The sequence below is a fragment of the candidate division WOR-3 bacterium genome, from assembly GCA_039804165.1.
Lineage (GTDB): Bacteria > Hydrothermota > UBA3072 > UBA3072 > UBA3072 > JAFGHJ01.
Genome location: JBDRZZ010000011.1, coordinates 1 through 25844 on the forward strand (window position 1 = coordinate 1; position 25844 = coordinate 25844).

Sequence of the window (25844 nt, forward strand, 5' to 3'; positions counted from 1 at the left end):
TATTTTCCAATTTTTGATGCTCGGGAGATGGAAAAGATAGAAAAAGTTATTTTCAGAAGAAAACGATGAAAGGGTTGAGAATAAATTAAGAGTATCCTTTGGCAAATATCTATTGCCTAAATCATTTAATGAAAAATTTATTCTCATTCTTCTCCCCCTTCTCCTTCAATCATTCCTTCAGCAAACTTCTTGAGCCAGTTTAAGAAGGCAAGCACTTCTTCTGTTACATATCTATAGTTATAAGTATCAAGTGAAATAACCCATTCAATGAGTTCATTTTGATTTTCAGGCATACTTATTCTGGCAGTTGAATCACTTTTAAGGTAATCTGTTAGTTGCTTATAGATTAAATCGTAAGCATTTCCCTCTTCTTTTTTTGCATAAACAAAAGCAAGAGTTTGACCGAGACCATTTGAAAGAATCATCTGCGGGATTTTACGGGTATAGGAACGATATTCCTTCTCTCTTTTATCATCTAAGTTATTTACTGCATTTCTTACACACCTATACGCAAACTCAGCTCTTCCTTTCTCAAGTTTTGTAATTAATGTTTCTTTTTCAGACATGGTTAAGTCTCCTTTTTATTTTAAAAGGTTTACTCTTACAAATCCTTTCCCTATGGTTTGACTTCCACCTATCTGTATTACTGATGGAAGACCTTTTTCAAAGAATTCTGAGACAAGTTTAGCCTCTTTGTCTGGGGAACCTGCTTTAAAAATTCCTTTTTGGGCATCTTTTTCTACCCTTAGAGAGGTAAACATAACGAGTGAGTAAAGAATTGTATCCTGAGGAAGATACTCCTCTGTCCATAAAGCACCGGAGGCAACCGTCCCTGTTACATCATCAATTTTTGTCCTTGTAATAACTTCTGTTGAGGTCTTCACAAATTGTTTAAAATCATCATCACTTAAAATTACAAGGTCCTTCTTTAACCTTTCACGCCAGAAACTATAGGTATCAGTATTTGGGAAAATTTTATTGGCAAGCCATTCTGCTACTTGTGAGGTGGTTTGATTTTCATTTACTTCAAATGTAAATTCCTCCAGCACAACTTTAGAGGAGATGGAGATGTTTGTTTGATTCGGCAAGGTATCTTTCAAATTATAATATAAGTTACCGAAATTAAAATCCCTTATCCCAACGAGTTCAAGATCTTTTTTGAATCTTTCAAGAACCATCGGGCAGGTTATCCAAGCAAATACACCTTTTAGGGACTTTACAGGAAAGAGCAAAATCTTTGCATCAGTTATGCTCATAGCACCAGCATGGGCTTCTTCTCCTTCCGGACCAAAAACAAGGACGACCGCTTCATCAAATTTAATTAGCTTATTACCATCTTTATCAGTTTTTCTTACTTCTTTCTCTTTGCCGGTTTCATCTTTAACTTTTAATGTCCATTGATCAGAGATATGTGGAAAACTTTCTTTAAGTTCCTTCACTTTATCACATTCAATTAATTTACTTTCCTTATTTTCAAATACTCTGTATCCTTCAAAAGCTTCCCTTATGCAACCCTTAAGTCCCGAACTTTCAATTTTGGGGAAACCTGTATATCTTTCCCTCTGAATGGGCAGGTCAACTATTCCAACCTCGCTTCCACTACCTGCATGAACAGGTGTTTCTGCTATTAAAAATAGCACCCTTTTTTCTTTAAACATATTTATACCTCCTTTTTGATTTTATAAAATTCGTATGTTTCAAAGTTTTTAATTTTTTCTCCATACCTTCTAAATGCTTCTACATATTCACTCTCTGCATTATGAACTTCACTGCCAATTGCTATTAGTTCTATGTAAACTGATGTCTCAACTGACCCATAAACTGTATTATACCGCTCATCATTATATAAAATTCTTACCTGTAAATCTTCTTCTTTATGTTTAAAGGTCTTAAAACCTTCTGGTAAATCTACATTTTTTAAAGAATGATTAAGATCCGGGTGAGCGGGATTTTCTTTTAATCTTCTTTTAAGTTCACACACTGATTTTTCAAATATTCTCTTTCTTCCTTGATTTCTTTCGAGATAATTTTTGACCTCTTCAGATATGTAGAAAAATTCAAAATTTGATTTATATCTTTCCCATAAAGCAACTCCTAATGGATTAAGAGTATAAAGATTATCCACGAATTCAAGTAATGAAGTTATATCCGGGTCTATTTTTAATTTTTCATTAATTTCTTTTATTTTGTCTTTTTCTAATTCAAAAAAGAATTTCTCATTGTTTTCAAAAATTGACCATTTTATATCAATTGGAATAATTGGTATCTTTATCAATGCATCTGTATCTTCAAAGATATAATAAATTGGGCATCTATTAATCTGAGCAAGAATTGTAAGATAGGGTATTGTTGCTTTATATCCACCAGTGATGTTAATAATTACATTTTCCCAGTATCCACCAGCAATGTTATAAATTTTGCTAATTAGATTTGACATGCCTGTGTTAAATTCTTTTCTATCCCAAATTTGAAGACCACTGATTACCTCGGCTTCAATACGCCGGTTATTAATTAATTGCGGTAAAATATCTTTTAAAATTTCGCCAGCAAGTTTACTTAAGATTGTATCAGAAGATAAAAGATAAATTTCAAAGTCATCCTTTAGTTCTTCTTTAAGTTTTACAAGGCTTTTTATTTCTGCAGATATAATTTTCTTATCAGATTCACTTTCTATCCAGTTTTTTACCGCATTTTTTAATCGTGCAATTCTGCTTTTTTCATTATCCCAATCTTTTTCCCTTTTTTCTTTAAGGTTATCATAATAATTTTTAATTGTTTTGTCACAATTTTTCTCAAAATAATTTTCAAAAATTGATGCTCCAACCATTGTAATTACTTTTTTCATAGCACTACCCCCATTAAACTTAGTCCAAAACCTTCTTCTGGATTTATATCTGAAATATTTTTAAGATGAAAGACCTCTTTAATCTTCTCAAGCGAACCATTTAAGACTTTAAAATAATAAACGCTTCCTGATGGCACTGCCTTATACATTGGCTTTGGCTCATTTTTTGCCATATCCCAGCCGCCAATTCTTAAAAATTTACCTACGGCACAGGTAAGGAGCTTTAACTTAACTCCATCTTTTTCGCCTTCTAACGAATTTAGATTAATCCATTCAGGTAACCATCCATTTTTAAATATAGCAGGTGTTGCAAGATAGATTTTAAAAACTCCATCACTAAGTTCAAAATTAATATTTTCTAATTTTCCCAAGGGATTTTCATTTATTTTCTCAAATTTTGCAGTTTTTCCTTCTCCACCAAGAGCAAAGAGACCTTTCTCCGGCATATTCTCTATTCCGTCAATCTTTACTAAAAAACAATAATCTTTTTCTAACCTTATCATTTGGGCTCTGTAAAGATAACCTTCCTTTGAAGAAAGGGTTATGTCGTCCCTTGCAATACCTATTTGGGGTTCTGGTGTATAAAATTCCGATATAAAAGAATATTCTCCTTTTTGCCCTTGAAGGTATTCTTTGAAAGGGATATTATCTAAATACCCTTCGGTAGATTCCACCTGTTCCTTTTTTGGATAAATGAGCATATCTTCAAGGGAATATTCAGAATAAAATATTTCTGGTTTTTTAACTTTGCTGATTTGAAAAAGTTTATCATTTTTCTTATTCTCTTTCTTCATTACCAAATCCAATGGAGCTGGGAAATAAGTAAGGCTATGTTTAGAATTAAAGATAAGTGGACCGAAAATTTTCATTGTCCCTTTTTCATCTGGTGTTCCAATATCTTTATATTTTCCATTTTTAAAATCTTTTAAACTGCCTCTTTCAAAAATTAAGAATGTTCTCAGTGCTCCATAAATGGTAGAAGGATATGGTGAAAAAATGGTATCTGTCCATGTTTCAGAGCCCATAGTAAAGGGTCTTCCGGAGCGGAAGAATAAGGTATCATTTGGAGAAATCTTTATCCACATTTTAATCCTCCCTTCTATGGATAAAGGTTGCAATAGTGCAGAAATTAATAAAGCAATCTATGTTTTCTTCTAAGTTCCAGAATAAATCGCTTAAGTGCGTGAACAAATCTTTTATAAATTCATTTTTTATCTTCTTTTTATCTCTCTCCGATATTTTTTGTTCTTTAGGAAAGTTATAAGATCTATCAAGAAGTCTCAATATTTCCTTGTTAATAATATCTCCTGTTCCTATAAAAAAGCCTTCTTTGTCTTTTAAGTGCGCAAATTCTAAGGCAAATTTTTGAATAAAGCTCTTTGATATATAACCTTTTTCATTATTTTCATCAAAAGATTTTGCTATTTCGTTTAATGTCTCAATGGTATCTTTGTCATCATATTTCCACTGTGCAGTAGCGATTCTTTCCTCACCAGATCGTTTCATTAAACATATGGCAAATCTATTTCTGCATTCTTTCTTTGCCTTCTTTTCCATCTCAAAAACCTTTCCAATAACAATTTGAAGCGGTGTTTTATAATGAGCAATCACAACTCCCATAGAGGCAGTAGATTCTGGACCCATTGTAAGAATGTATCTTCCATCTTTTTCTACGAAACCTGTTTGATTGCTTTTTTGATTGCTTTGATTGTTCGGTTCAATTTTAATTATTTTAATTTCTCCATTTTCAACTTTTACCTGACCTGAAAAGGCCCATCTAAGTTTTTGCATAACATCAAATAAATCTTTAAGATTGACAAAGGCTAAAACATCATCACCACCTGCATAGATTAGTTTACCGAGATGTTCTTCTTCAACTATTTTTCTCACAAATTCAAGAGCATAGTTTCTCAACGCTGTTGAAATAGAGGCGTGGATGGCAGGGGTTAGAAATTTTTGGGGTAATATCCTCGTCAAACCTATTTTAAAATCATCGGGTAACTTTTGCCACACCTCGGAATTATAGGCATTTTCAATATCAGGTAAGAGTTCACCTGAAAGCCATTTGCCCATGTTGTCAGCATCAAGATGAAGTATGGCATAATAGGAATTTGGTTTTCCTACTCTATTAATAAGTTGTTTTAAGTTTTCTTTTATCTTTTTTAATTTGGTTTCATCGATTTGGATTCCAACTTCTTCCTTAATATGCTTTTCTGTTAAATTTTCTTCGTAAAACCAATATCCTTCTAAATTTTCTTTCATATCCAGTCTTGGCAGTGGCTTAGTTGTTGGAAGATTATTTTGAAACATCTCTCTCTGATAGTTGAGAAATTCATTTTGTGCGATTCTTAACGCTCTTTCTTTAAAATCAGCCAAGGCAACCTCTGCTGTGGATGGGAAAGTTAAATCTTTAAAAACCTGTGATGCTTCTTTTTCAAGGTAAATTTCAAATGTTCTTTTGATAAAACAAATAGCACAAAGACCTTCACCATCAGCAAGATATTTTAATAGAACTTTTTCATTGTCAGTTAAATCAACAGCATATGGATTAAATCTTTCGAATTTATTTTTATTAGTAGTTTCTCTAAAGAAAATTACATCTCTTTCCCCACACACTGAGCATTTTCTACCTTTTTCTTCTACCTGCCTAAACTCTCTTAAGTTCTTCCTTGCTCCCATTGATTTTTCAAGAGCTGAATATAAAATCTCGTAAAGGAGCCCTATGTTAGGTGGAAATTCACCATTATTAGTTGCGAAGTCCCATAACTCACGATATTTCTTTAAAACTTCATCTTCAAAATAGTCTTTTAGGTCATCAAAGGAAACATCTCTGTCACCAATTTTCCATGGGACGGCAACCCAGTATATTTCTGGAAAATCCGAAAGTTGAGAGTTGATTTTGCTATTGGCTCTTTCTGAAGGATTTATATTTAGTTCTTGAAATATCAGATCTTTAGCGTTATTAATTGCGTTTCTTATACTGTTTTGCATTTCCCTGACAAGCTCGTTTATTTCTTTCCCATCAGTTACAGGCAATATAGCCACAAATCTATTTGGTATGGTCGGAAGTTGAATTGAATTTACATCAAAATCAACTGGCTCAATTCCGTTTTTCTTAAGCCAAAAGTCCATAAGTGGCTGTTTATAAAGGTCTGGATAAATTATGTTTGTAGGTCCGTATTCATCAATTATTATTTCCATTGCTTTAAAAGTAAGAAATGAAAGGATGAAGCTTCCCATATAAAAATCTTGAGTCTTTCTTGCCTGAGAGATAAAACTTTGAACTGGTCCTACTGTAAATAGAAAAAGTGAATTGTTTTGATAAAGGACTTTCTCTTCTTCATCCAGATAGGCCTTGATTGCAGAGGCAATTTTTATATGTTCCCAGATTGAGTGGTCTGGAACTCTTGTATCTGCTGGAAGAAGGGGTAAGTATTTAATCCAGCCTTCATTTTTTAAATCCTGAAATATTTTATCTTGAAGATTTCTCCAGAGATATAAAAATTTTTTCTTATCATCCAGATTTGAAATTTCTTTACCAATTTTTTCATATACCTCTTCAAAGGCTTTAAAGATCTTTTCTTTATTATAATTTTCAATTTTTAAACTCCCTTTACAGAGGGGATGCCTTACCTCGCTGAAATCTTGAATAATTCCTTTTGCTAATAAACTTCTTTCCATGCATGAGGCAATCTGGTCAGGTCCCTTTCCTTCTTCAACTCCTGAAATAGCAAGTTTTTGAGCATAATTCTTAGCCCTCTCAATGTGGTTAGGAATGTCAAAGCATTTATCAATTGGATCATGTAAGAAAGCTTTTAGTTTTTCAGTAAAGTTGCTCATAGGACTAACTCCTCTTTTTGAGGTAAATTATTTAAAAAACTGTTTACCAGTTCTTCAGTAAATAGTTCAACCTTCTTCTTATTCCAATCTCCTCTTCTTACTTCTTTTCCAATTAATTTTACTCCTCCAGACGACAATTTTACTACCACTGGAAAATATAAACTCCCTGATGATTTAATGACCTTAAAAATCAGGGCAGAAGCCCACCTCTCTGAGAGCCGTCTCCTATTATTATCGTAGGGAACCATTCTGATAGAACCTCCTGAATGCATTACAGGCATACCAAAGGTAGCTGTTTCGAAAATTTGAGATTTGTTCTTAATTCTAAAATTTTTATATTTTTCGCCTAAAGGGTTTAAAGCTTCTTTCCAATCATTATTTGGAGCAAAGATTAAAATTTTTGCATTCTTAAGATTCGTATAGTTTGGTTTTGCAGAATTTGTATTAATTCCACAGATTTTTTTAACTTCTATTAGATTCCTTTCCAAAAACTTTTTCAATTGAGAAGTATCTTTTGCATCACAAATAAAATCAAGATTTATATTGTTATTCTTATCTGCTTTTGTTATCTCTATATTTCCCCCTCCTCTTCTTGCCCTTGTTCCAAATCCACCAAGGTATATAGCAAGCCAAAGGGAGGCACAGGCTTTATTAAATGCTTCTTCATTCCAAGAGGTTAGAGTTATTTCAAAACTATGACTTTCCTTTACGTAAGCTCTTTCTCTGTTAGGCAATGCGGTAGAGTATAGTAAATATCCAATGCCTGCATTTTCTCCAGTTAGTGAGTTGGTATTTCTGTCAAAACGCCATATTAAGTTGTAGTCCCTTTTTAAATTATTGCCTATACTTAGCTGAGATATCCCTTTAATTATCATTTGCACTTTACTTCTCCCTTCTCCTTCCCCTGTTCCACCGAAAATTTTTGCTTCCTCTTTTCTTAATTTTTCAATATCCTCTTCTGCCTTAATCGCCCTCCACCACCATCGCATCATGCCCTTGAATTCTGAAGGTCTAAGTTCGGGTGTTCTTCCATCTGCCCCTGCCATAAACATAGGGGTTATAAGTCTACACTTTAAAATTAACCTATTCATTTATGCCTCCCATAAGCAATTTCTTATTTTCCACATACCTTTTTATCTCTTCCACCATCAACCAACCTCCATAATAATCTTCATCGTCTTTCTTCTGGTAATCCTTTCTCTCTCCAGCAGCAGAGATGTCGCAAAGTTTAAGTATATGATGTGCCAATGATGCTTGAAGCCTTCTCTGATGCTGTTCTAACAATCCACCTCCTTTAGCCCAAATTCTAAGCCCTCTTGCCATTTCTTTTAACTCGTGAATAGTTAGATTTTTCGCTTCCCCAGGAAACCAATCACTTTCCAATTTATAAGCATCTTTATGCCATATAATATTTCCATCAAAATCAACAATCCCTTCCAATACTGCCTGTACATCTGGTCTTTCAATGTTATCTCCAAGAAGCCCTTTGTCTGTGTGATGAATGGCAATAGCAAAACTTATTGGTTCTCTAAGCCCCGTAGGTAGAATCTTGAAGAGAAAGGCAGCACCAATAGGAGCATGGGATACTTTGGCATTTTTACCCAGATTTTCCTGCCATCTTTTTGTAAGTTTTCCAAGATCATGGAAACAAATCATCTTTAAAAATGAATTATAAAGAATTTTTTCATCAGTATAACCCAGAATCCTTTTTATTGGATGCAGGAATAAAGGAAATACAATTTCATATTTTTCTCTGCATAATTCAATATGCGTGAGATATTGTTCGTTTGGTGCGCTAAATATAGATGGGGGCATCTTTATCTACTCCTTTTTCCGAGTTATAGAGTGAACTTTCAAGAATATAAGTCTTAAATGGTGAAATGTTTTGCTCTTCTTCTTTTTCATTCACTTTCTCTTTTATCGCTACGACCTTAGGTTGATATTTTTCTTTTTCTTTCTCTTCCCATTTTAGTTCATAACGAATCAATCCATCCTTATACCAGCCCCATAATACTTTTATGTCAACCTCAAAGGCATAATCACCGAGTCTATTATTTTTTAGAATCTCCTTTATCCCATTCTCTAATTGAGTTTCCTTATTTTCTCTTTTTTTCTCGCCTATTTTTGGTTCTACCACAATAACTTTTGCAGATTTATTTTTCCTCAACTGTATATTTTTAGGCTCTGAATCTGCGTATAAAACGCATTCATAGAGGTCAATCAGAGTATCATTTGCCTCATAGTCATTAGCCTGATAATCAAGTGTTTCATCTACAAAAGTAACTACTTGGTTGAAATCTCTGATGTTGAAATTTCTATTTCTTTTTAACCATTCTAATGTTTTTGTTAGACTCTCTTTTTCATAAGGTAAATGTCCTTTATCGTCCTCTACAGGGAAAATAATCATCTCTCCTTTTTCACCATTATATCTTGCACATCTTCCGGCTCTCTGGATTAGTGAATCTGCTGGAGCAAGTTCGGTGAGTAAAAGCTCTGCAGAAAAATCAATACCTGCTTCAAGAACTTGAGTTGATACAACTACACCTACACCTTTAGGAACTTTTATTTCTCCATTTTTCTTCTGGGGAAGCAAAGAAAGAGCTTTATATTCGTGTGCTCTTCGCTCGAGCCTTGTAAAACGAGAGTGAAGGAGGACAATTTGATCATTGTTTAGTTTGAGCCTCTTTTTAATTTCCTCATAAACTTTCTGTGCTTTTTTGACCTGGTTTAGGACGATCAATGTCTTATGTTTTTTTATTAACTTGAAGATTGAGTCAGGAATATTTAGTTCGCCGTTTTCAATAACTAAAGGCTTTTTTTCAATTTTAATGTTAACGGTGGTATAAAAGGGGACCTCACCAAAAATTTTTTGCTTGGTATCAAGTGGGATATTTTCAAAGAGACTTTTTTCCAATGTCTGAGGCATTGTTGCGGTCATTAAGATAAAGGGAATTTTACTCTGGTAAAGTATTTCCATTATTGCCCGCATTATAGAAAAAGTAAACTCGTCCCTGTACATATGGGCTTCATCGAAGACTACAATTGAGGATGCAATAGAACCAGCGGGTAAATCTATGTGTTTTCCCACCTGTTTGCTTGTTCTGGCGAAACCGTAAAGAAACTGGTCAAGGGTAGTGACTATAATGTCGTCAATAAAGAATGGAGAATTCGGCGTATCTCCGTGTTGAATTTGAACAGAAATATATGGAGAAACTTTTTTTGCATAACCTTCAATCCTTTTGGCGATTGAATCGGCAAGGACTCTCATAGGAAGGACATAGATTAATCGTGGAGCAAAGAAATTATTTTCCAAAAACTGATTGAGAAATGGAGCGATTAGTGCTTCTGTTTTTCCAGAACCAGTTGGCGCTTTAACCAATAATGGAAAATTGAATTTTTCCCAATTTTCAAATATTTTCCATACTTGTTCTTGGTGAGAGTAAGGTTCGGAAATTTTTAAAAAGTTTTTATAAAACTCTTTGAATTTCATTTAATCTCCATTCTTACCTCAAACTTTACAAAATCTTGGAAAAACTCAGATTTTTTGAAAACCTTCTTTCTCCATGGACCTTCTTTTTCTATCTTTTTATCTACAAATCCAAAATATTCCATTAGGTCAAAAGTTCTCAAAATGTAACACAAACTTCTCTCATCTTCATTATCTTTTCTGGATAATTTCTCAATTTCTTCTTCATTGAAGAACTCCTCATAATAGGGAAGGTCATAAGAAAACCAATAAGATTTTAGAGGGAATACCTCCAAAAACTTCTGGGCATAAAATTCGCTTTCCCTATAAATATCTCCAAATTTGTGTAAGAGATAAAGAGAAAATAGAAATCCTTTTTGAATTATAAAATAGAAGAATTTATCCCAGTAGAAATAAGACCAATTTATTGAATTTATTGCAATATCTATGTAACTTAGAAATCTTTCGTAAGAAGAGTGTTTAATAAACTCTTTTTCTTTAAAAACCAACGTTCTTTTCCCTTTTTCAAAAAATTCTCTATTAAAAGTTATAATGTTTCTTATTCTAAATAAATGGGTAACTGCTTCTTCAGAGGTAATCTTCTGTTCGCTACCACGATGAAATTCATAATTTTCAAAAATTTTACAAGAAAAGAATAAATTGTTAACATCTTTAAGTTTAAGATTTTTGTTCTTGGTGAGCTTTAGCTTTCCCCCGTTTGCCTTAAGGATTCCAACAAGTTTTTCTTCCAGATCTAATATTGGGGTTTTTAGTAATTTTTCCTCAGGGATGTTTTTGTTAAATTGAAGGAAAGGACTTAAAGATTTAAAATCTTCAAAAGTAAGTAATTTAAACATTTGTAAGGGTGATAATCCATAAAATTCCTCGGATGGCGTCTCTTTTACCTTTTCTATAAACTCTAAGAATTCTTTTACTAAATCATAGTCGCCTGTCAAAATAACCTCCTTCTAAACAGTTCTTTTTTAGCTTCTTCTAATTCTTTAAGGCTTTCTATTACCATTAGCTCGATTTCTAATTCCTTTGCAATTTGTTTAAATAATAAGTAACATTCTTTCTTTTTTACAAGAATCCTCAAGGGAGTTATCCTTTTGAATTCTATTATGTCTAAGAACTTATTAAGAAATTCCTTAAGGTATTCCCGGGATTTGGATAGTTGGAAATCTATAATTAAGCCTGATAAGTGGTCAATGAATAAACATACAAGGGGATAATATGGCACTTCCTCTTCTTTTTCTTGAATTGTAAAAGGTGCATAAAAGAAATCAATTTCCCATTCACCTTCTTTTGAGTTAATACTTTCTTTCGCTTCTTTTATAGAATAATCATCTATGATTGGGATTTTTATCACTTCTGGTTTGAATTCTGGTCTTATCCACTTTTCTTCCCATTTAATTTTCTTTCCCTTTTTCTCTGGAGTCATCACAAATAATAATCCCTTTTGGGGAGGTGTAAAAAGTGTTTCGTTTTTCTTGAAAAGCAAAGCAACATTTTTGGCTTGTTCTAACATAATTGTTAAAAATCGCACTTCTTCTTTTGTAAGAAACCAAGGATAAAAACCGGGTTTATATCTTCTAAATATAGGCCATTGATTTTCTCCTTGAAATTTTAATTCAAGTCTTTCGATAACTTCTAGGTCTTTTTTATGTAGAACTTCTTTATTGACAAATGAAGCTACAAGGCAATCTTGAACATAAAGTATTTCTGAATCAAAGGAAGCTTCTTCTTGAGTTAGCATTTTGAGATAGCTTTTTAGCCCTTCTTCTCCAAGGTAGACATTTAAGGAAAAAAATTCTCCAAGATTTCCCAAAACACTACAATATCCTATTTCTTTTGTTTCTGGGTCTTGAACCCCAAATAGGTCTGTGTCAAACATCCAGTTCCAACACTCTATGTCTCTAAAATCTACGGCTGCAGTATATAGTTTCTCCCATTCTTCTAATGTTATGTCTTTTGTTATTTTACTCACTTTTGCTCCCTTCTTTGCCATGGAGATTAAGGATCTCGAACATTCCAAAACCTTCTGAATTTTTCGCTCCAATCCCTGCATTCCAGGCAAGTTTTAACATTTCTGGATGGCTTTTGAGTGTATATACTCCAAGCCATCCTTTTATTACATATTTGTTTTTGTAATAGGTGATTTGTTCGCTATTTTTGCTCAACTTTTCTGGGATTATTTTGAATTCCTGAGAGGGTGGTTGACATTTGTATAAAGCTTTGTATTTTCTCTTGATGTTTTCGGAAACTAGCTCTGAAAATTCTGATTCACGAGGATGAAAATAATATGTTTTTTTCTTTCCTATTTTATCTTCTAAGGTTCTGTAAACTGTTATGGGCGAGAGCATCTTTACTGTTATTTCTTCTCCAAAAGTTGGAGTTATACCTATTTCTATAGAGTGGACATACACTCTTTGCTCTCCTATCCATAACTCAGGCTTTTTTAAGAGTTCTGTTGCATACGATTCAAGGAAATCACTTAGAGGAGAGGAAACCCAAAATTCAAAATTATCTTTAAAAATGAGAGTTTTAGTCTCTTTCTCGTAAATGGATTTTCCTGAAATTCTTGAAAAGGTAAACATTTTGAAAGTTCTTTTCCCTAATGAGTAACCCTTCCCATGAAGAAAATCTGAGAGATTTTTAGAAATATTTCGGTAAATAAAAGACTGGATAAGATAATTGTAGTTCACAGGAATCTTAAATAAACTATTTTCAGGTAAAAAATTTATTCTAATTCTCATATTTACTAATTTTAATAATTAATAAGTTTAAACATAATTATTGAGTTGTCAATAGGAAAAATTATTTTTGAAGAAGAAATTATATGTAACAAAGAATTCTATTTAGATTTTTTCTCTATATTTTTTAGAGTTGCGAGAGAAGCTTTTCTCATTATTAGGTTAATTGGGATGTATAGTATTGCTATTTTTCTTAGGTGGAAGGTTCTTTTAAATATTGAGTTTAGGGAGGAGAGTTGTTTTCTTGCCCAAAGATAACCTTCTTGCAGTTCTTCTTTTTTCATAAGTTTTGGAATAAATACCGTTTCGCCATTTGTGTATTTTTCCCAGTTATAGTCTATTATTCTTTTTTCTTTTTCAAATTTTTTGTATAGTCGGGTTCCTGGAAGAGGGGTAAGGATTGAAAGACTTGGTAGCTCTATCTGGGTTCTTTCTATGAAAGAGACTGTTTCTTCAAAAACGTTTTTCTTATCAGAATCAAAGCCAAATATAAAGGCTCCTATAATTCCAATTCCATAATCGTGTATTATTTTTATTGATTCTTTGTAGTTTTCTACAATATTAATATTTTTCCCGACTTCTTTAAGAGAACTTGGGGAAACTGATTCGAACCCAATGAAAAGTGATAAGCAACCGCTTTTTGCTGCAAGGTTTAGGAGTTCTTTATTTTTTGCAATAGTTATAGAAGCTTGCCCAAACCATTTTATGTTTAAAGGTATTAGAGCTTTGAATAGTTCTTTGGCATAATTTAGATTACCTATAATATTGTCATCTACGAAGAATATTAAGGTATGTCTTTTAAATCTTTTAATTTCTTGAATAACAATAGGAATGGGTTTTACTCTGTGGGTTTCTCCAAAGAAATTTGTTACACTACAGAAGTCGCAATTGAAAGGGCATCCACGAGTGGTTTGAATCATTTGGATTTCGTCATAGTATTTGTTTTTATTTTCGTATAAATCTATTCTTGGTGGATGGATTTTAGTAAGGTCTGGCTTTTTCTTTGAGTGATAGAATTTTTTCAGTTTTCCTCTTTTGAAATCCCTAATTAAATTTTCAATTTGTCCTTCTGCTTCTCCAATTACAACTGAATCTGCGTGTTTTATAGCTTCTTCTGGTAATGTAGAAGGGTGTATTCCTCCTATTATGACTGGAACTCCCTTTTTTCTAAATTTATCAGCGATTTCATAAGCACGTGGTGCTGTTGAAGTTATGGAGGTTATGCCTACAAGATCCACCTTCTCGTTGTAGTTAATTTCCTCTATGCTGTCGTTTATTATCTCAATTTTATCCTCTTTGGGAAATAAAGCTGCAATAGTTGTAAGGGTTAAGCGAGAAAAATTTATTGCCTTTTCTCGCTTGCTTACAAATTTTACAGGAGAGCGCGGCGAGATCAATTTAATAAACATTTTATAACTCCTTCCTTAATTAAAAAGGATTTTTTAAAAGGGATTTATGTGAAGAAAAATTTTTACTAAGTGTTTACCTCCGGTAAATAGTTCTGTGCTCTTTTAATAAAGAAAAATACAATTCTTTAGAGCAACTGGAAAAATAAGTCAAATTATACTCTACCTCTTCTTCTATTTTTTCGCGGATTTTGTGTGCGAGGACGTGCTTTATTCACGATTATCTCTCTACCTTTAAGTTCTTTTCCGTTAAGTCCGTTTATTGCAGCTTCTGCCTCAGTTTCCTGTGGCATTTCTACAAACCCAAAACCTCTTGATCTTCCTGTGTACTTGTCTTTGATGATACTGACTGTTGTTGTCTTACCATAAGCTTCAAAAGCTGCTCTAAGCTCCTCTTCTGTTAAGTCCCACGGAATGTTTCCTACATAAATGTTCATTCTGCCTCCTTTGTGGTTAGAATGTTTTTGTTTTAAAAATATAACCTCTTCTAAATACCTCCGTGGAGAAAGTATTTAGAAAATTGACCTTAATCTGTAAGGAAAATTTTTAAATTGTTGATTTAAAGCTAAGAATCCTTAAGATTATAAAGGTCTTGTTATATTTTCTTTAATAATAAGATATATAAATTTTGTGATAAGTCAAGGGTAAAAAGGGAAAATAATTTAGAATGTAGACTTTGAACCTTAAAAGATAGCAAAGAAGAATTAACAAAGGCTAAAAAACAAGAGGCAAGAAACAAGATTTTTTCTAAAAATAGCTTGACTTTCTCTTTTTCTTGTTTAAAATTTATTCCGATATGTCTTATGTAGAAAAAGTGAATGTTCTTCTAGAGATTAAGAATCTTTCAGTAGAAGTTGAAGGTAGTGTTCTTCTTAAGAATGTCAATATGCTTATAAAAGAAGGAGAAACCCATATTGTTTTTGGCCCAAATGGTTCTGGGAAGACTACTCTTGTAAATACTATTATGGGATTGCCTCAATATAATGTTATTGAAGGTGATATAATTTATAAAGGTGATTCCATATTAGATTGGAGTATTACAAGAAGGGCAAGAGCAGGAATAGGCCTTGCTTTCCAACATCCTCCGAGTGTTGATGGTGTAACTCTTGATGTTCTGTTGGGAGCAATTACTAATAATAGAAAAATTTCTCAGGAAATTGCTAAGAAGGTCAAAATGGAAGCTTATTTAGAAAGGGAGGTAAATGTTGGTTTTTCAGGAGGAGAGAGAAAAAGAAACGAGCTTTTACAACTTTTAGCACAATCTCCCCAGCTTGTTTTATTTGATGAGCCTGATTCAGGTGTTGATATTGATAGTATAAAATTGATGATTGGTATTATGATGAAATTATTAGAAAAAAATAAGCCAATTAGAGAGAGGAAAAATGGAGGAATAATTGTGACCCATTCGGGACAAATCCTTGAAGGGCTACATGCAGATAAGGGTTATGTAATTGTGGATGGGAAAATAGTGTGTTCTGGTCCACCTCTTGATATTTTTGATCAGATAAAAAAATTTGGTTTCGAAAGATGCATAAAGGAGGCAAGAGAAAGATGAAGAAGATCGATGAGAATTTAAAAGAGGAGATTTCTAATTTAGATAGAGTTGGATTTGATGCAAAAGGACAAACTGAAAGGGCGGGTTCTTTCTTAATAACTGATAATAAAACAATCCAATCGGAGTCCAAGGAAGAATCTTTAATTGTTATGCCTATATCCTTTGCCCTCCAAGTTTATGATTGGGTAGGGGACTTGCTTTTTTCTCTTGTGGGCAGAGATGAGGATGAAGTTACAAAGGAAGTCGCTTCCCAAGAAGAACCTCTTGGTAGTTTTGTTTATGTTAAAGAGGGGGCTAAAATAAAAGTTCCTTTTCAATCTTGCTTTTTTATGCATACTCAATCTTTTAAACAAGTTTTGCATAATATTATAGTTCTTGAACCTCATTCAGAGCTCAATATAGTAACAGGTTGTGCAACTGGTAATATGGTCTCTTTAGGAAGTCATCTTGCAGTTACAGAAATGTTTGTGAAAGAAGGTGCCAGTCTTACCTACACGATGATCCATGATTGGGGGACTGAGGTTGTTGTTTATCCAAGAGCTGGAGTGGATGTAGGGAAGAGTGCTACCTTTACTTCCAATTACATTGCTTTGACTCGGGTAAAAAGAATTCAAAGTAACCCAATAGCTTATCTTTCGGATGGTGCGAGAGCTAAATTCAATACTATTATCTATGGAAGGGCTGGTTCATTCTTTGATATGGGAGCAAGGGGGATTTTGAATGGAGAAGAAGCAGGTTGTGAGATTTTAAGCAGAGTAGCTTCAGAAAACAGTCATCTTATTTTAAGAGCTTATATTGAAGGAAGAGGTAGAAATACGAAAGGGCATACTGAATGTAATGGTCTTTTGCTAAGTGAAAAAAGTTTGGTTTATACAATTCCAGAATTAAAGGCTGCTAATATGGAGACTGAGTTGTCTCATGAGGCATCAATTGGCAAAATTGCAGGAGAAAAACTAAATTATCTTATGGCAAGAGGTTTAAACGAAGATAGTGCAAGAGCTCTTCTTATAAGAGGTTTTCTTGAGAAAGGAATTGAGGGATTGCCAGATAGTTTGAAGAAAAAAGTAGATTCGTTGATAGAGAAGGCAACCTCTATTGAGGGTATCTAATTGGAGGTGAAATGAATCTCATAATCCCTGAAGGATATGTTAATCATTTGAGTTTAGTAGAAACAGAAGAAGCTATAAAGTTGATTAAGGATTATTTTGAAGTTGAACTTGCAAATCAGTTGAATTTAACAAGGGTGAGTGCTCCTTTATTTGTTGCTTCTGGGACGGGCATTAATGACGATCTTAATGGTGTAGAAAGACCTGTAGATTTTGACTTGAAGAACTTCCCGGAAATAAAAGCGGAAGTAGTTCAGTCTCTTGCGAAATGGAAGAGATTAGCTCTAGCAAGATATGGTTTTACTTTGGGAAGTGGGCTTTATACAGATATGAATGCTATAAGGAGAGATGAAGTTTTGGATAATTTGCATTCAATATATGTAGATCAGTGGGACTGGGAAAGGGTAATTTCAAAGGAGGAAAGAAATCTTGATTTTTTAAAAGAAGTGGTTAGGAAAATATATAAAGTTTTAAAAGAAACAGAGATGATTGTATACAAGAAATTTCCACAATTGCAACCTTTTTTAAGAGATGAGATAACTTTTATTCATAGTGAAGAACTCCAAGAAAGATATCCTCATTTGTCGCCACGGGAAAGGGAGGATGCAATAACTAAAGAAAAGGGCTCAGTTTTTATTATAGGAATCGGAGGAGAATTGGCAGATGGTAAGCCACATGATGGAAGAGCTCCAGATTATGATGATTGGACAACCCCTACTTCAGAGAAGACAAAAGGGTTGAATGGGGATTTAATTGTTTGGGATCCTGTAATAAATAAGAGCCTTGAGATTTCTTCAATGGGAATAAGAGTGGATAAGGAGGCTTTACTAAGGCAACTTAAAATTACAAATACAGAATACAGAAAGGAATTAATGTGGCATAGAATGCTCCTTGAGGATAAATTGCCTCTTTCTATTGGGGGGGGAATTGGGCAGTCTCGTCTGTGTATGTTACTTCTTCAGAAAGCTCATATTGGAGAAGTTCAATGTGGAATTTGGCCTCCGGAGATGATTAGAATTTGTGAGGAGAATAATATATTTTTACTATGAAAGATGAAGAAGACAAAAGGACAAATTGAGGCTCAAATTAGCGAAGCAATTACGAAGTTTGAAAAGGAATATATGGGAAGAGGCCCAAAAGAAACAAAGACTTATATCCTAAAGGATATGGTTTTTGTTAGACTTAAGGGTGTTCTTACTTTAGCAGAGGAGAAATTGGCACAGAGTCCTGAAGGGGCAGATTTGATAAAGAGAGTAAGGATGCAACTTTTAGAAAATGGAAGGACTTTATTAGAGAAGATAATCTTGGAAAATACCGGAGCTACCGTGAAAAGTATGCATACTGATATAAGCACAAGGACTGGAGAAAGAGTTATAATTTTTATACTCGATAAAAATTTAGAGGAAAATTTCTTTTGAAAGGATTGACAAAATTAGTTTTTTTGTTATAATTTTCCCTGGGAAGACTGTAAGCAAAAGCCGAAAGTGGCGGTTGCTGAGTAAGCCAATGAATTGTTCCCTTAGTTCTCTTTTTAAAGTTAAGAGAGCGGGGAACAGGAGTTGGCTTTTTTATTGCTTTTAAGTTTGTTTTTTAGGAGGAGAAATGAAGAAACCACTTGAGAAATGGGTAGAAGAGCAGGCTGAGTTATGTGAGCCAGAGAAAATCTTTTGGTGTGATGGATCAGAGGAAGAGGCTCGCAAAATTGTTGAAATTGGTATTGAAGAAGAAAGGATAGGAGAAACTCCTGTTTTTCAAGAATTAAATCACAAAATTTGGCCGAATGCTTACCTTCATAGGAGTCATCCTACTGATGTAGCAAGAACAGAGCATCTTACTTATGTTTGTCATCCTGATAAAGAAACTGCAGGCCCTAATAACAATTGGATGCATCCTGAGGAAGCCAAGGAGAAAATGCGAACTTTATTTAAAGGTTGTATGAAAGGAAGGACAATGTATGTCCTTCCTTATATGATGGGGCACCCTGATTCTCCTTATGCAAAGGCTTGTGTTCAAATTACAGATATTTCTTATGTGGCTGTGAGTATGCGAATAATGACCAGAATGAGTAAAGAAGTTATTGAGAAAATTGGGGAGAGAGATGATTTTGTGAGAGGGCTTCATTCTGTTGGTGATTTTGATCCAAATAAGCGTTTTATTATGCATTTCCCGGAAGAAAATCTAGTTTTAAGTATTGGTTCAGGGTATGGAGGTAACGCTCTTTTAGGAAAAAAATGTTTTTCTTTACGGATTGCTTCTTGGCTTAGTTTTCAAGAAGGATGGCTTGCGGAGCATATGGTAATTATAGGTGTAGAGGATCCTGAAGGAAATATTACTTATCTTACTGCTGCAATGCCTTCTGCCTGTGGTAAAACAAATTTAGCTATGTTAGAGTCAGCTTTGCCAGGTTATAAAGTCTGGACATTGGGCGATGATATTGCTTGGTTAAATATTGGATCTGATGGAAGGCTATATGCCATTAATCCTGAGACTGGGCTTTTTGGAGTGGCTCCTGGGACTTCTACAAAAACAAATCCCAATGTGATGAAGACTTTAAAAGCAGCTGAATTTTATCCAACACTATTTACTAACACAGCTTTAAATATTGATACAAATGAACCTTGGTGGGAAGGCTTAGATGAAAAACCTCCAAAGAATCTTTTGGATTGGCGAGGTAAACCTTGGGATAGCTCGACCGGAACAAAAGCTGCTCATCCTAATTCTCGTTTTACTGTTTCAATATATAACTCTCCAATCCTATCCAAGGAATTTGATAATCCAAAAGGAGTTCCAATTTCAGGGATTATATTTGGAGGAAGAAGAAGCCATCTTATTCCTTTAGTTGTGGAAGCTTTTGATTGGGAACATGGGGTTTTTATGGGTGCAAAAAATGGTTCAGAGACAACAGCAGCAGCTATCCACGAGATAGGTGTTTTAAGAAGAGACCCAATGGCAATGCTTCCTTTTTGCGGTTATAATATGGGTGATTATTTTCAACATTGGTTAAATATAGGGAACCGCTTGAAACATCCACCAAAAATATTTTCTGTGAATTGGTTTAGGGTTGATGAAGATGGGAAAATTATCTGGCCAGGATTTGGAGAAAATATAAGGGTTATAAAGTGGATTATAGATAGAACCAAAGATAAGGTTGGAGCAAAAAGCACACCTCTTGGATATGTTCCTTATCCGGAAGATTTAAATTTGGAAGGTCTTTCTATTCCTAAGGAGAAACTACAGAAGTTGTTTGAGATTAATCCTTCGGAATGGGGTAGGGAACTACTTGAAATCAAGGAATTCTTTTCTCGGTTTGGTAATCGCTTACCAAATGGGCTCTGGAAACAATACGAAACTTTGAAGAAAGAGTTGGGGTTTTAGAGAGAAAAGGAGGTAAAAGGAGGATGGTAATATCAAAGAGGGTAAGTCAGATTAGTCCATCTCCAACTTTGTCAATCACTGCAAAAGCAAAGAAGATGAAAATAGAAGGTATTAATGTTATTGGTTTTGGAGCTGGTGAACCTGATTTTGATACACCTCTTAATATTAAAGAGGCAGCTAAGGAGGCACTTGATAAGGGGTTTACTAAATATACTCCTACTTCTGGAATAAGAGAATTGAAAGAAGCAATTATAGAAAAACTTAAGAAAGATAATGGTTTAGAGTATTTTCCCGAAGAGATTCTTGTTTCTTGTGGAGCAAAACACTCTATTTTTAATGCACTTTTAACATTATGTGAGGAAGAGGATGAGGTGATTTTACCCTCTCCATATTGGGTGAGTTATTTGGAAATGATTAAGATAACAGGGGCGAAAGCGGTTTTATTAAAAACGGATTGGAAAAATAATTTTAAAATTGATCCTCAACAATTAGAAAGAGTAATTACACCTAAAACAAAATTATTGATTCTAAATACCCCTTCAAATCCCACAGGAATGGTTTACACAAAAAAAGAGTTGACTGCAATTAGTGAAATTCTGATTAAAAGAAGTATTTTTTGTCTTTCTGATGAGATTTACGAGAAATTAATCTACGATGGGTATAAACATGTCAGTATTGCTTCTTTAGGAGGAGGGATAAAAAATTTAACGATAGTTATAAATGGTGTTTCTAAAGCCTATTCAATGACAGGTTGGAGGATTGGTTATGCTGCAGGACCAAAAGAAATAATTCAAGCAATGTCAAATCTTCAGGATCATTCAACTTCTAATCCAACCTCTATTGCTCAATATGCGAGTATAGAAGCTTTAAGAGGTATTCAAGAAGATTTAAGAAAAATGGTTGAAGAGTTTGATAAGAGGCGAAGATATATAGTAGAGAGAATAAATTCAATAAATGAAGTAAAAGTAATTAAGCCAAATGGGACATTCTATTGTTGGGTGAATGTAAAAAATTTATATGGTAAGTCTTATAATGGTTGTTTGATTAAGGATTCGCTTTCTTTGGCGGAACTACTTCTTAGTGAAGCGAAAATAGCTGTGGTTCCGGGTTGCGTTTTTGGAGATGATGATTATATAAGAATATCATACGCTTTATCTATGGAAGATATTGTTGAAGGAATAAATAGATTTGAAGAATTTATAAGTAAACTTTGTTAAGGGAGGAAATTTAAAAAATGCCTAAAATTTATATAATTGATGTGACAAATCGCGATGGTGTTCAAACTTCCCGTATTTGCCTTTCTAAATTACAGAAAACCATAATAAATCTTTATCTTTCTCAAATGGGAATTTTCCAGTCTGAATTTGGCTTTCCTACGACTCGTCATGAAACAAATTATCTAAACGCAAACTTGGAGTTAGCCAAAATGGGAGTTTTTGGGGATATGCGTTTAGAGGGATGGATTAGGGCTATTGAAGATGATGTGGCGTTGGCATTTAAATTGGTTCCTGGGATTGAATATCTCAATTTGTCTATTTCTACCTCTGATCAGATGATTTCTCATAAATTTAAGGGAAAGTTGGATCATGAGTTAGTTATAAAAGAGATGACTAGTGCGGTAAAATTAGCTAAAGAATTAGGAGCAAAGTCTATTGGAGTAAATGCTGAAGATGCTTCTCGTTCTAATATGGATTATCTTATTTCTTTTGCATTAGCGGCTAAGGAAGCAGGAGCGGATAGATTCCGTTATTGTGATACTCTTGGATATGATACCCCTTTTACAATATATGAAAGGGTTAAAAAAATTGCAGAAAAAATAAAAATTCCTATAGAATTGCATTGCCATAATGATCTTGGAATGGTTGTTGCTACTTCAGTAGCAGGAGCTATGGCGGCTTGTGATGCTGGAGTGGATGCTTATATTAATACCTGTATAAATGGTATGGGAGAGAGGGCGGGGAATGCAGACCTTGTTTCTGTGATCTTAGCAATTAAATATGGAAGTGGAATGGATAAATATACTCTGGATGAGAGTATTAATTTGAAGATGGCTTGGAGAATTTGCAAATATGCTTCTTATGCATTTGGTATTCCAATTCCAATTAATCAACCTGGAGTTGGTGCTAATGCTTTTGCTCATGAATCAGGGATTCATGCAGATGGAGCTCTTAAAGATAGGCGCAATTATGAACTTTACGATTTTGAGGAGCTTGGAAGGGGAGAACCAGAGATCATTGAAACAGGGAGACAGATCACTGTAGGGGAATATTCTGGAATAAAAGGTTTTAGGAATGTATATGAAAAGCTGGAGATAGCTTTCGAGGATGATGCTGAAGCAACTAAGATTCTTGAACTTGTGAGGTTTGCTAATGTTCATAATCAAAAGCCTTTGGTGGAGGAAGAGTTAAAGTTTATTGCTCGTTATCCTGAAATCGCTAAAAAGATTATGACGATGTCACCTTTAGCTTGAAATTAGGGATTTATAATAGAGTTTAGTTAAAAGGCTATCTTTTTAAATTTAAGAAACTTTTATGGAGCAAGTTTTATTGTCCTTTCTTCTATTTCTAAATAAAATTCACTATGATAACTTTTAAATGGTAATGTTCTTGTATATTTTCTATTAAAGATTTTTGAGGAATTTTCTGAGTAATAAAATTAATAGAATTCTCAAGAGAATAGAAAAGTTTCTTCTTTTATCGAAATTTTGAGATAAATTTATCTTCTGAAAATTAGATTGCGGGATTCCTTCATGAAAATTAATTCTATAAAAAGGTTCTGCAAATATTAAGAAGAAGGTTAATCGTTTGCTAAGGAAGAAAAATCTATTTTTAAAATTTTTTAGTACCTTCGAGTAAAGCCAAAAATAAAATGCCCGGCAGCGACCTACTCTCTCACCCTAAAAAGGGCAATACCATCGGCACTGGAGAGCTTGACTTCCGTGTTCGGAATGGGAACGGGTATGTCCTCTCCGTTATGGCCACCGAGCAAATATAAGATAATAAATTTTTTATTTCTGTCAAGACCTTTTATAGGAATTTTTTTTCTAAGAACAGAATAAACAATGGGAAAAGAGCATAAATCATAAATAAGAAATCTTTCCAAGATAAACGGAATTCTCTAAGAGTTATCCTCTTCTCTCCAACCTGATAAGCCTTTGCGTGAAGTGCAAGGGCTAAAGTTTCTGCTTTTCTAATAGAAGAATGAATAATGGGGAAGATCAAAGAAATGAGATTTTTATTAATTCTAATATTTCCGAATCTTGCTTTTTGAGCAAGGATAATTCTTTTCCCTTCTTGGAACATAAAAGGGACAAAGCGTAATGTAAAAATCATAATCATGGGAAAGTCTCTTAAGGTTTTAGACTTTAAGCGAGAAAAAAACGGAGAAAGGCTATCTGCAAGGTCAATCGGAGAAGTAGTAAGCCCTACAAATGTAGAAGAGAAGATGAGAAGGGTTATTCTTAAAGAATAAAAAAAACCTTTTTGTAAGCCTTCTAATGTTGCATTTAAAAAGCCTAACTTAAGAAGGATTTTTCCAGGGGTTAAGAAAAGATGGAATAAGAAAGTTATGAGAATTAATCCAAAGAGAGGGAGAAAATTCTTTAAGAGTTTTTTTATTGGAAGTTTTGAGAAAGAAAAAGGAAAAATTATAAATAGAAGAAGTAAAAAGTAACTATAGATATTTTTTAAAAGCAAAATAAAGATAAAAGTGGAGAAGGCAAAGAATAATTTACTCCTTGGATCAAGAGAATGAATGATGGAATTTTTAGGATAATAAGCAAAATTCACTTATAATTAATAATGCTTTTTAAAAAACCTAAAAAAAGAGGAGCAGGATTTTCAAGACGTGATTTAAATTCTGGATGAGATTGGGTGGCAATAAAAAAGGGATGATTTGGAAGTTCCATAAATTCCATTAAAGGTTTGCCACAAGCTGGACGATGAAAACCACTAAAAATAATGCCTGCTTTTTCAAAAGCTTCTATATACTCAGGATTAACTTCGTATCTATGACGATGACGTTCAAGAACAACAGGTTCTCCTTTATCTAGGATTCCAAGTCTAAAAGGTTCTTTTATTTCCTTTATTTTCTCTTCATCTGCCTTTAATCTTCCAGTTTTTTCATACCATTCAAGGACCTTTGTTCCTCTTTTTAATTGTGCTGCATAAGCCCCCAATCTCATAGTTCCACCTATTTTTTTCTCTCCAATGAGTTCAGCTTGTTTTTCGAGATAATCAATGACTTTATGAGATGCATTAGGATCGGCTTCTCTCGTATTTGCATTGGTTAGTCCCATTACATTTCTTGCGTACTCCACTAAGGCAAGTTGCATACCAAGACATAACCCAAGATAGGGAATCTTCTTTTCTCTGGCATATCTAATACTTTCAATTTTCCCTTCAAAACCAGCTTCACCAAATCCTCCAGGAACTATTATTCCCTCAACATCATTAAGGCAATCAGTTCCTTCTTTTTCTATCTCTTTAGAATCAATCCATTTAATATCCACTCCTATCTTATCTTGTGCTCCTGCATCTATTAGAGCCCTTGAAACCGAAATATAGGAATCCTTAAGAGAAAACTTTCCTATATCAAGATATTTACACACCATAGCAACTTTTACCTTTACTTTTGGATTCATAATTCCTTCTACCAATTGTTTCCATTTACTCCAGTCAGGTTTTTTCCTTGGGGAGAGCATTAATTTATCAAGCAATTTTTTCCCTAAGTTTTCCTTTTCAAAATTTAAGGGAACTTCATATATACAGTCAGTATCAGGAGCAGATATAACATAATCGGCTTCTATATTAGCGTAAGTTTCGATCTTTTTTCTTCTAACGTCATCAAGAGGGGTTTTTGCTCTACAGAGGATAATATCTGGCCATATTCCGTGTTCAGAAAGTTGCCTTATTGCCTGTTGCGTGGGCTTTGTTTTCATTTCATCAATATGAGAAGGAATGGGAAGGTAGGAAAGCATAACGATTGCTAAATTCTCTTTACCAATCATTCTTATAAGGCTTCTTACAGCAAAAAGATAAGGCATATTCTCGTAGTCTCCTATTGTACCCCCTATCTCTATAATACTTACTTCAAACCCTTCAGAGGCTTTTTTTATTCTCCTTATGATTTCATCTGGGATGTGGGGAATAAATTGGACTGTTTGTCCTAAGTATTCTCCAGCGCGTTCTTTTTCTATTACACTTTTGTAAATTTGTCCTGTGGTAATGTTGTTTTCTTTTGGTATGTCTTTACAGAGAAATCTTTCGTAGTTGCCAAGATCTTGGTCAATTTCCCCTCCATCATCTGTGACCCAAACTTCTCCATGTTCGGTTGGTCTTAACGTTCCAGCATCGTAATTTATATATGGATCTATCTTAATAGCGGTGGTCGAATATCCGTAATTCTCTATTATTTTTCCAATAGAGGAGGTGGCGATTCCTTTTCCAATTCCGCTTAGAACCCCTCCTACTATTACTATATATTTAGAAGCCATTTAT

22 protein-coding genes and 1 rRNA gene are annotated in these 25844 nt (G+C 33.8%); 7 read left to right on the forward strand and 16 right to left on the reverse strand.

The features are described 5' to 3' along the window. Positions 1-143: 143 nt before the first annotated feature. The 13 genes from cmr5 to ABIN61_05270 all read right to left on the reverse strand — a co-directional run bounded on the left by cmr5 (position 144) and on the right by ABIN61_05270 (position 14747). Positions 144-566 carry a type III-B CRISPR module-associated protein Cmr5 gene (cmr5, locus tag ABIN61_05210; protein MEO0293603.1) on the reverse strand — a complete coding sequence of 141 codons (423 nt, stop codon included), beginning with the start codon at positions 564-566 and terminating at the stop codon, positions 144-146. A gap of 15 nt (positions 567-581) precedes the next feature. Then, the gene (cmr4, locus tag ABIN61_05215; GenBank protein MEO0293604.1) at positions 582-1658 is read right to left on the reverse strand and encodes a type III-B CRISPR module RAMP protein Cmr4; all 1077 of its coding nucleotides are present in this window, start codon (positions 1656-1658) and stop codon (positions 582-584) included. Positions 1659-1660: 2 nt separating this feature from the next. Further along, a complete protein-coding gene (locus ABIN61_05220; GenBank protein MEO0293605.1) occupies positions 1661-2845 on the reverse strand; it encodes a putative CRISPR-associated protein in 1185 nt (394 codons plus the stop codon). Beyond that, the gene (gene cmr3, locus ABIN61_05225) at positions 2842-3930 is read right to left on the reverse strand and encodes a type III-B CRISPR module-associated protein Cmr3 (protein MEO0293606.1); all 1089 of its coding nucleotides are present in this window, start codon (positions 3928-3930) and stop codon (positions 2842-2844) included. Before cmr3 ends, ABIN61_05220 begins: the two co-directional genes overlap by 4 nt. A 1-nt stretch (position 3931) precedes the next feature. Further along, entirely contained in the window at positions 3932-6685 is a 2754-nt protein-coding gene (gene cas10, locus ABIN61_05230; GenBank protein ID MEO0293607.1) for a type III-B CRISPR-associated protein Cas10/Cmr2, read from the reverse strand. After that, positions 6682-7776 (reverse strand): type III-B CRISPR module RAMP protein Cmr1, encoded by a 1095-nt coding sequence (gene cmr1 / locus ABIN61_05235; GenBank protein MEO0293608.1) that lies wholly within the window; start codon positions 7774-7776, stop codon positions 6682-6684. Before cmr1 ends, cas10 begins: the two co-directional genes overlap by 4 nt. Beyond that, complete coding sequence (locus tag ABIN61_05240; GenBank protein MEO0293609.1) at positions 7769-8500, reverse strand: hypothetical protein; 732 nt, start codon at positions 8498-8500, stop codon at positions 7769-7771. The genes cmr1 and ABIN61_05240 overlap by 8 nt, the downstream gene beginning before the upstream one ends. Then, the gene (cas3, locus tag ABIN61_05245; protein ID MEO0293610.1) at positions 8481-10175 is read right to left on the reverse strand and encodes a CRISPR-associated helicase Cas3'; all 1695 of its coding nucleotides are present in this window, start codon (positions 10173-10175) and stop codon (positions 8481-8483) included. Before cas3 ends, ABIN61_05240 begins: the two co-directional genes overlap by 20 nt. Further along, complete coding sequence (locus ABIN61_05250) at positions 10172-11107, reverse strand: hypothetical protein (protein MEO0293611.1); 936 nt, start codon at positions 11105-11107, stop codon at positions 10172-10174. The genes cas3 and ABIN61_05250 overlap by 4 nt, the downstream gene beginning before the upstream one ends. After that, positions 11104-12138, reverse strand: a complete 1035-nt coding sequence (locus ABIN61_05255) for a hypothetical protein (GenBank protein MEO0293612.1) — start codon at positions 12136-12138, stop codon at positions 11104-11106. Before ABIN61_05255 ends, ABIN61_05250 begins: the two co-directional genes overlap by 4 nt. Then, complete coding sequence (gene cas6, locus ABIN61_05260) at positions 12131-12907, reverse strand: CRISPR-associated endoribonuclease Cas6 (protein ID MEO0293613.1); 777 nt, start codon at positions 12905-12907, stop codon at positions 12131-12133. The genes ABIN61_05255 and cas6 overlap by 8 nt, the downstream gene beginning before the upstream one ends. 98 nt (positions 12908-13005) lie before the next feature. After that, entirely contained in the window at positions 13006-14313 is a 1308-nt protein-coding gene (locus tag ABIN61_05265; GenBank protein ID MEO0293614.1) for a radical SAM protein, read from the reverse strand. A 152-nt stretch (positions 14314-14465) separates the two neighbouring features. Further along, positions 14466-14747 carry an RNA-binding protein gene (locus ABIN61_05270; GenBank protein MEO0293615.1) on the reverse strand — a complete coding sequence of 94 codons (282 nt, stop codon included), beginning with the start codon at positions 14745-14747 and terminating at the stop codon, positions 14466-14468. A 359-nt stretch (positions 14748-15106) separates the two neighbouring features. Between ABIN61_05270 and ABIN61_05275 the strand changes: the two genes are divergently transcribed. The 7 genes from ABIN61_05275 (at position 15107) to ABIN61_05305 (ending at position 22816) form a co-directional block, all read left to right on the forward strand. After that, on the forward strand, positions 15107-15865 hold the full coding sequence (locus ABIN61_05275) for an ABC transporter ATP-binding protein (GenBank protein MEO0293616.1): 759 nt from the start codon (positions 15107-15109) through the stop codon (positions 15863-15865). Further along, positions 15862-16974: a SufD family Fe-S cluster assembly protein gene (locus tag ABIN61_05280; GenBank protein MEO0293617.1), complete on the forward strand. Its 1113-nt coding sequence runs from the start codon at positions 15862-15864 to the stop codon at positions 16972-16974. Before ABIN61_05275 ends, ABIN61_05280 begins: the two co-directional genes overlap by 4 nt. A gap of 11 nt (positions 16975-16985) precedes the next feature. Continuing rightward, positions 16986-18020, forward strand: coding sequence for an aspartate--ammonia ligase (gene asnA, locus ABIN61_05285; GenBank protein ID MEO0293618.1), 1035 nt, complete (start codon positions 16986-16988; stop codon positions 18018-18020). A 3-nt stretch (positions 18021-18023) separates the two neighbouring features. Further along, positions 18024-18389 carry a DUF2294 domain-containing protein gene (locus ABIN61_05290; GenBank protein ID MEO0293619.1) on the forward strand — a complete coding sequence of 122 codons (366 nt, stop codon included), beginning with the start codon at positions 18024-18026 and terminating at the stop codon, positions 18387-18389. Positions 18390-18573: 184 nt separating this feature from the next. Beyond that, positions 18574-20346 carry a phosphoenolpyruvate carboxykinase (GTP) gene (locus tag ABIN61_05295; protein ID MEO0293620.1) on the forward strand — a complete coding sequence of 591 codons (1773 nt, stop codon included), beginning with the start codon at positions 18574-18576 and terminating at the stop codon, positions 20344-20346. A gap of 23 nt (positions 20347-20369) precedes the next feature. Next, positions 20370-21563 carry a pyridoxal phosphate-dependent aminotransferase gene (locus tag ABIN61_05300; GenBank protein MEO0293621.1) on the forward strand — a complete coding sequence of 398 codons (1194 nt, stop codon included), beginning with the start codon at positions 20370-20372 and terminating at the stop codon, positions 21561-21563. 17 nt (positions 21564-21580) lie between these two features. Further along, positions 21581-22816, forward strand: a complete 1236-nt coding sequence (locus tag ABIN61_05305; GenBank protein MEO0293622.1) for a homocitrate synthase — start codon at positions 21581-21583, stop codon at positions 22814-22816. Positions 22817-23216: 400 nt separating this feature from the next. Here ABIN61_05305 and rrf read toward each other — a convergent pair. From rrf to ABIN61_05320, 3 genes are all read right to left on the reverse strand, one after another. Continuing rightward, positions 23217-23331: ribosomal RNA gene (gene rrf / locus ABIN61_05310) — 5S ribosomal RNA — on the reverse strand. Positions 23332-23372: 41 nt separating this feature from the next. Continuing rightward, positions 23373-24134: an energy-coupling factor transporter transmembrane component T gene (locus ABIN61_05315; protein MEO0293623.1), complete on the reverse strand. Its 762-nt coding sequence runs from the start codon at positions 24132-24134 to the stop codon at positions 23373-23375. Continuing rightward, positions 24131-25840 carry a CTP synthase gene (locus ABIN61_05320; GenBank protein ID MEO0293624.1) on the reverse strand — a complete coding sequence of 570 codons (1710 nt, stop codon included), beginning with the start codon at positions 25838-25840 and terminating at the stop codon, positions 24131-24133. Before ABIN61_05320 ends, ABIN61_05315 begins: the two co-directional genes overlap by 4 nt. Positions 25841-25844: the final 4 nt, after the last annotated feature.